The 5,760-nt window shown below is 41.6% G+C and carries 5 protein-coding genes and 2 pseudogenes; 3 read left to right on the top strand and 4 right to left on the bottom strand.

Annotated features, from left to right (window positions below; genetic code table 11):
* The 3 genes from V5N63_RS11000 to scpA form a co-directional block, all read left to right on the top strand.
* On the top strand, positions 1 to 596 hold a 596-nt coding region (locus tag V5N63_RS11000; protein WP_332033983.1), incomplete at its 5' end, for a peptide chain release factor-like protein.
* Between the two features lie 49 nt (positions 597 to 645).
* Entirely contained in the window at positions 646 to 936 is a 291-nt protein-coding gene (locus V5N63_RS10995) for a hypothetical protein (RefSeq protein WP_332033982.1), read from the top strand.
* A 116-nt stretch (positions 937 to 1,052) separates the two neighbouring features.
* Positions 1,053 to 3,170 carry a methylmalonyl-CoA mutase gene (gene scpA / locus V5N63_RS10990; RefSeq protein WP_332033981.1) on the top strand — a complete coding sequence of 706 codons (2,118 nt, stop codon included), beginning with the start codon at positions 1,053 to 1,055 and terminating at the stop codon, positions 3,168 to 3,170.
* On the opposite strand, the pseudogene V5N63_RS10985 reads toward scpA, so the two are convergent.
* The 4 genes and pseudogenes from V5N63_RS10985 to sufC form a co-directional block, all read right to left on the bottom strand.
* A pseudogene (locus V5N63_RS10985) lies at positions 3,167 to 3,672 on the bottom strand (hypothetical protein). The gene scpA and the pseudogene V5N63_RS10985 overlap by 4 nt on opposite strands.
* A 172-nt stretch (positions 3,673 to 3,844) precedes the next feature.
* A complete protein-coding gene (gene sufD / locus V5N63_RS10980; protein WP_332033980.1) occupies positions 3,845 to 5,152 on the bottom strand; it encodes a Fe-S cluster assembly protein SufD in 1,308 nt (435 codons plus the stop codon).
* A 57-nt stretch (positions 5,153 to 5,209) separates the two neighbouring features.
* The gene (locus tag V5N63_RS10975) at positions 5,210 to 5,608 is read right to left on the bottom strand and encodes a four helix bundle protein (RefSeq protein ID WP_332033979.1); all 399 of its coding nucleotides are present in this window, start codon (positions 5,606 to 5,608) and stop codon (positions 5,210 to 5,212) included.
* Between the two features lie 30 nt (positions 5,609 to 5,638).
* Positions 5,639 to 5,760: pseudogene (sufC, locus tag V5N63_RS10970) on the bottom strand (Fe-S cluster assembly ATPase SufC); the annotation flags it as partial.

Genomic DNA, 5,760 nt, shown 5'->3' with positions numbered 1-5,760 from the left:
TCATTCTGAAGGTAGAAGGCGACGGCGTTTACGGAATCATGAAATTCGAATCCGGTGTTCACCGTGTTCAGCGCGTTCCTGAAACCGAATCTCAGGGAAGAGTTCATACTTCTGCCATCACAGTAGCCGTACTTCCGGAAGCAGAAGAAGTTGACTTCGAACTGAATCCTGCAGACATCGAAATGCAGACATCGCGTTCTGGTGGAGCCGGCGGACAAAACGTAAATAAAGTTGAGACCAAAGTACAGCTTACGCACAAACCTTCAGGTTTGGTCGTGGTTTGTCAGCAGGCAAGATCGCAGTTGGCTAACCGGGAATTGGCTATGGAAATGCTCCGCACAAAACTCTACGATATCGAACTTCAGAAGGTACAGGGCGATATTGCGGCCCAGAGAAAAACGATGGTTTCCACGGGAGACCGTTCTGCGAAAATTAAGACCTATAATTATCCACAGGGCAGGGTAACCGATCACAGAATCAATAAGTCAATGTACAATCTGGATGCTTATATGAACGGCGACCTGCAGGAAATGATCGATGCCGTAATTATGGCCGAGAACGCCGAAAAAATGAAAGGCGAGGAAGAAAATTATTAAGCATTAAACTGATTTTTTATATATTAGCGCACACTTAAAATATTATCATATGAAAAAATCAATTTTGTTAGCAGGCGTTTTCGCCACAATCGCTTTAGTATCATGTAAAAAAACAGAATCTACAGTTTCTGATGCTACCACTGTAGATTCCTCAGCAGTTATTGTTGGAGACTCTGCTGCAGTTATTGTTGATGACGATGCAATGCCGGTTACTGATTCAGCTGCAAGCGCAGTGGAAGATGCAGCGAAGGCGACTGGAGATGCCGTAAAAGACGGCGCTAACGCAGTAAAAGATGCTGCAAAAGATGCTACTGATGGCGACGGAGATATCACCAAATAAACCTCCTGTAAAAAAAATTAAACTCACGGTCTTTCCGTGAGTTTTTTGTTTAGTGACAGATTCAAAAACTTTCGATGAAAAATTCTTAACTTTACCCATCTGTAAATTCAATGAGAATGCGCCACCCGATTAAAAATCAAACTCCGGATTTCAAATCAAATTCCAATAATAAATTGCCCTATTTTTTTGAAAAAGACGGTCTGGAAATGAAATCTTCCTACACCGAAAAAGATTCGGAACAGTTAACTGAAAAAGGATATTCTGCGGGAATTGCGCCTTTTTTGAGAGGTCCATACTCCACAATGTATGTTCAGAAACCCTGGACGATCAGGCAGTATGCGGGATTTTCAACCGCTGAAGAATCCAATGCTTTTTACAGAAGAAATCTTGCTGCCGGACAAAAAGGATTGTCGGTTGCGTTCGATTTGGCAACGCACCGTGGGTATGATTCCGACCACCCAAGAGTGGTTGGCGATGTTGGGAAAGCCGGTGTTGCCATTGATTCCATTGAAGATATGAAGATTCTCTTCAACGAAATTCCTTTGGATGAAATTTCAGTCTCAATGACGATGAATGGTGCGGTGCTTCCAATCCTGGCTTTTTATATTGTTGCGGCAGAAGAACAAGGCGTTGCTCAGGAAAAACTTTCAGGAACGATTCAGAATGATATCCTGAAAGAATTCATGGTTCGGAATACCTACATTTATCCGCCAACACCTTCCATGAAAATTATCGCAGATATTTTTGAATATACTTCTAAACATATTCCGAAGTTCAATTCGATTTCCATTTCAGGCTATCATATGCAGGAGGCCGGCGCTACGCCGGTTCTGGAAATGGCCTATACTTTAGCCGACGGTTTAGAATACGTGAGAACAGGAATTAAAGCAGGCATGAAAATCGACGATTTCGCGCCGAGATTATCATTTTTCTGGGCCATCGGCATGAACCATTTCATGGAGATCGCAAAAATGCGCGCTGCAAGATATATTTGGGCAAATCTTTTAACCCAGTTCAACCCACAAAATCAGAAATCTTTAGCTTTAAGAACGCATTCACAGACTTCAGGATGGAGCTTAACTGAGCAGGAACCTTTCAATAATATCACCAGAACAGCAATTGAAGCTTTGTCTTCAGCTTTGGGAGGAACCCAATCTCTGCACACGAATGCACTGGACGAAGCTATCGCTTTGCCAACTGATTATTCCGCGAAAATTGCAAGAAACACCCAAATCATTCTTCAGCAGGAAAGCGGAATTTGCGATGTTGTCGATCCCATGGGCGGAAGCCATTTGGTGGAAAGCTTAACGCAGCAAATGATTGAGGAAGCAATGAAATTCATTGACGAAGTGGAAAAAGAAGGCGGAATGACCAAAGCCATCGAAGCCGGAATTCCGAAAATGAGAATTGAAGAAGCCGCAGCCAAAAAACAGGCAAATATCGACAGCGGAGAAGAATTTATCATTGGTGTAAATTCATTTAAATCCACCCAAAAACAGATGGAACTCGAGATTCTGGATATCGATAATTCTGAAGTTCGGAGAAAACAGATCGAAAGACTCCAACAGATAAAAACAACGAGAGATGCTGAAAATGTTTCAGAAATTATCATCAAACTTAAAGAAGCCGCCAGAACAGGAAACGGAAATCTTCTGGAAATCTGCATCGAAGCCGCCAGAAGAAGAGTAACTTTAGGTGAAATGAGCGATGCGATGGAAGAAAGTTTCGGAAGATACAAAGCCAATATCAGAACCATACAGGGAGTTTACGCCATGAATGCCAGCAAAAACGAATATTTTGAAAAAGCCATTTCCTTAGCACAGAAATTTGAGGATGAGGAAGGCAGAAGACCAAGAATCATGGTCGTGAAAATGGGTCAGGACGGCCACGACCGCGGTGCAAAGGTTGTTGCTACCGCTTTCGCGGACATGGGATTTGATGTGGATGTTGCACCTTTATTCCAGACACCGGAAGAAGTTGCCAGACAGGCAGTGGAAAACGATATTCACATTTTGGGAGTTTCTTCTTTGGCTGCCGGACATAAAACGCTCGTTCCGCAAGTAGTGGAAGAACTGAAAAAACTGGGCGCAGATGATATTACCATCGTGGTTGGTGGTGTAATTCCGCAACAGGATTACGATTTCCTTTACCAAAACGGAGCCGATCATATTTTCGGTCCGGGAACCAATTTACCGAAATCGGCTTGTGAAATTTTGGAGAAAATACTGGACTAAAAGGAATTAATTAAATTCTCTACCTCCAATTTTTGTTCGGCGTATTTGGTTTGTAATTCAGAACCTTCGCCCATTCTTTTGTAATATTCCAACGCTTTTTCACCAAAGAATTTCTTGTGAAAATCCGACACTTCAGGAACTTGCGGGAAAATTTTATGAAAAAGCATTTCGTAATACGCCTGAAACTCGCGCTCGTTTTTGTCTTCAACTAAATTTTCCGGTGCTTTCTGCCGGACGTGCAGCATTTCGTGAGCCAGCATATTGACGACTAAGTTCAAGTCAAAATCGAAGAGGTTCTAGGAATCATCACCATCTGCATTCCGCCGATTTCGCCTTCTGCTGTTAGAAGCATTTTGTTGGGTTCCAGTTCAGTACGGAAACCGAAACCTGCAAAGTTTTCATGTTCCAGACCGAAACTGCTGATAACGAAATTGGCCGCATCAATAATCTGGTCGTGCTGTTTGTAAGCTTTAAGATGATCCGTAATGTATTCTAAATTCATTTGATTACTGATTTTGTTTGGAAACCCACTCTGCGGCCGTGATCGCAGCGGTTACCCCACAAGGAGGCGGCTGAACGAAGTGGAGCCGCCGACTGAGGAGTATGAGCGGAGAGCGCGAATTGTCCGCCCTAAAAATAATAAAAAAAACGTGTCAGAAACACGTTTTAATTTTTTAGAATTCGATATCCACTTCCAGCTTCTCGGCGAGCAGTTTCGAAATTTTCGCCTTAAGCGGCTCAATATCAATATTCTGCATCGCATCATTTGCAAAAGCATATAACAGTAAAGCCTGGGCTTCTTTTTTAGAAATTCCGCGGGCACGCAGGTAGAAAAGCGCATCTTCATTGAGCTGACCAACGGTACAGCCGTGTGAACATTTCACGTCATCAGCAAAAATTTCAAGTTGCGGTTTGGTATCGATCATGGCACCTTCGTTGAGCAAAATATTGTTGTTCTGCTGATAGGCGTTGGTTTTCTGTGCAATTTTATCTACAAAAACCTTCCCATTGAAAACGCCGTGAGATTTGTCTTTATAAATTCCTTTGTAGTTCTGGTAACTCTCGCAGTTCGGGGTCTTATGGTGAACGGCGGTGTGATGATCTACCGTCTGCTCGCCTCCGATAATCGTAATTCCGTTCATGAAAGAGTTGATGTTCTCGCCGTTATGAATAAAATCGAGGTTGTTTCTTACGAGTTTTCCACCAAAAGTGAAAGTGTTCACCGTGGTTAAACTGTCGCGTTCCTGCTTTGCAAAAGTGTGATCCATCAGGTACGAAGTATCGCTGTCGTTCTGCACTTTATGCCAGTCTGCTTTTGCGTTCTGGTACGTGAAAATTTCGGTCACCGAATTGGTGAAAACAAAAGTATCGTCAAAATTATGATGACTTTCGATGACCTCCACCTTTGAGCCTTCTTCGGCAATCAGTAAATTACGGGTATTGTAAACGGTATTTTCGTCCTGATTCTGAGAAATATAGAAGACATGAATCGGTTTTTCAATCACCATATTTTTCGGAACTTTCAGGAAAAATCCCTGTTTGCAGTAAGCCAGATTCAGATTAGGAAAAGCTAACTCTTTGGAAGCAATTGTATTGAAATATTTCTCGAAAACTTCTTTGTGTTTTGCGTCATTCAAAGCAAAATTAAAGGAAAGAAATTCCACATTTTCAATGGAAATTTTTGAAAGTTCTTTGTGCAGTTGCCCGTTAATAAAGACAATCCAGTCGAAGTTTTCTTCACCTAAATGAAGTGCATCAATCTGTTCTTTGGTAATATTGTGGGGCTCTTTCGGAAAAAAGTTATAATTTTTCTCCGAAATCTCCTTCAGGTTGGTGTATTTATATTCCTCGTCTTTTTTAGTGGGGATGCCCAGTTCAAAGAATTTATGTAAAGCCGATTTCCTCTGGTCATCCAGAAAACGGTGTTTCAGGGTTTCTAAAAAAGCGGCGTGATTATTCTGTATATTTTCTAAAAGTGCCATATTAATTGGAGATTTGAGATTTGGAATTTGAAATTACGGATTGCTCTTTCTCAAATCTTATTCATTTTTTCGGTTAAATTTATTCCCCTTGAAATCGGAGTTCTTGAGATAGTTTATGAATCCTGAAAGCATTTTCGACATTGCCTGTGTTTCATCTTTAAGGAGATTGAAGGTTTCTTCGTTCAGGTAGGCCCGGTCGCATGCACGAATAAGCTGAGAGCGGACTTCACCAGCTGAACCTTTGGACATCGACAGGAAATTTGAAAATTCTTTATTGCCTTCCCGCTCAAAACCTTCTGCAATATTATCCATTATTGATGCAGAGGCTCGGTCGATCTGAAACTTGTCGTGCTGAAAAAACTTAGGGTTCTTTAGACAATGCCGGTCAATCATTTGACATAAGACACGGGCTTTTTGCCAAATATCTAAATCCTCAAAATTGCTGATTGTCCCCATAATGTCAAATTTCAGACTTCAAATTTCTAATCAATTAAGTAGCCAGTCGTAGCCTTTCTCTTCCAGTTCAAGCGCCAGATTCTTATCACCGGTTTTAATGATTTTTCCATCAGCTAAAACGTGTACAAAATCGGGCTGAATATAATCTAAAA

Origin of the sequence: Kaistella sp., from assembly GCF_032060305.1 — a bacterium.
GTDB classification, from domain to species: Bacteria; Bacteroidota; Bacteroidia; order Flavobacteriales; family Weeksellaceae; genus Kaistella; species Kaistella yananensis.
Note: the sequence above shows the minus strand (reverse complement) of the source record. Positions and strands in the feature narration are given on the sequence as shown.

What these genes read in the sequence shown, in the direction of transcription:
- scpA (WP_332033981.1), top strand. Translation starts at nt 1,053, where the DNA reads ATGCGCCACCCGATTAAAAATCAAACTCCGGATTTCAAATCAAATTCC.
- V5N63_RS10975 (WP_332033979.1), bottom strand. Translation starts at nt 5,608, where the DNA reads ATGGGGACAATCAGCAATTTTGAGGATTTAGATATTTGGCAAAAAGCC.
- sufD (WP_332033980.1), bottom strand. Translation starts at nt 5,152, where the DNA reads ATGGCACTTTTAGAAAATATACAGAATAATCACGCCGCTTTTTTAGAA.
- V5N63_RS10995 (WP_332033982.1), top strand. Translation starts at nt 646, where the DNA reads ATGAAAAAATCAATTTTGTTAGCAGGCGTTTTCGCCACAATCGCTTTA.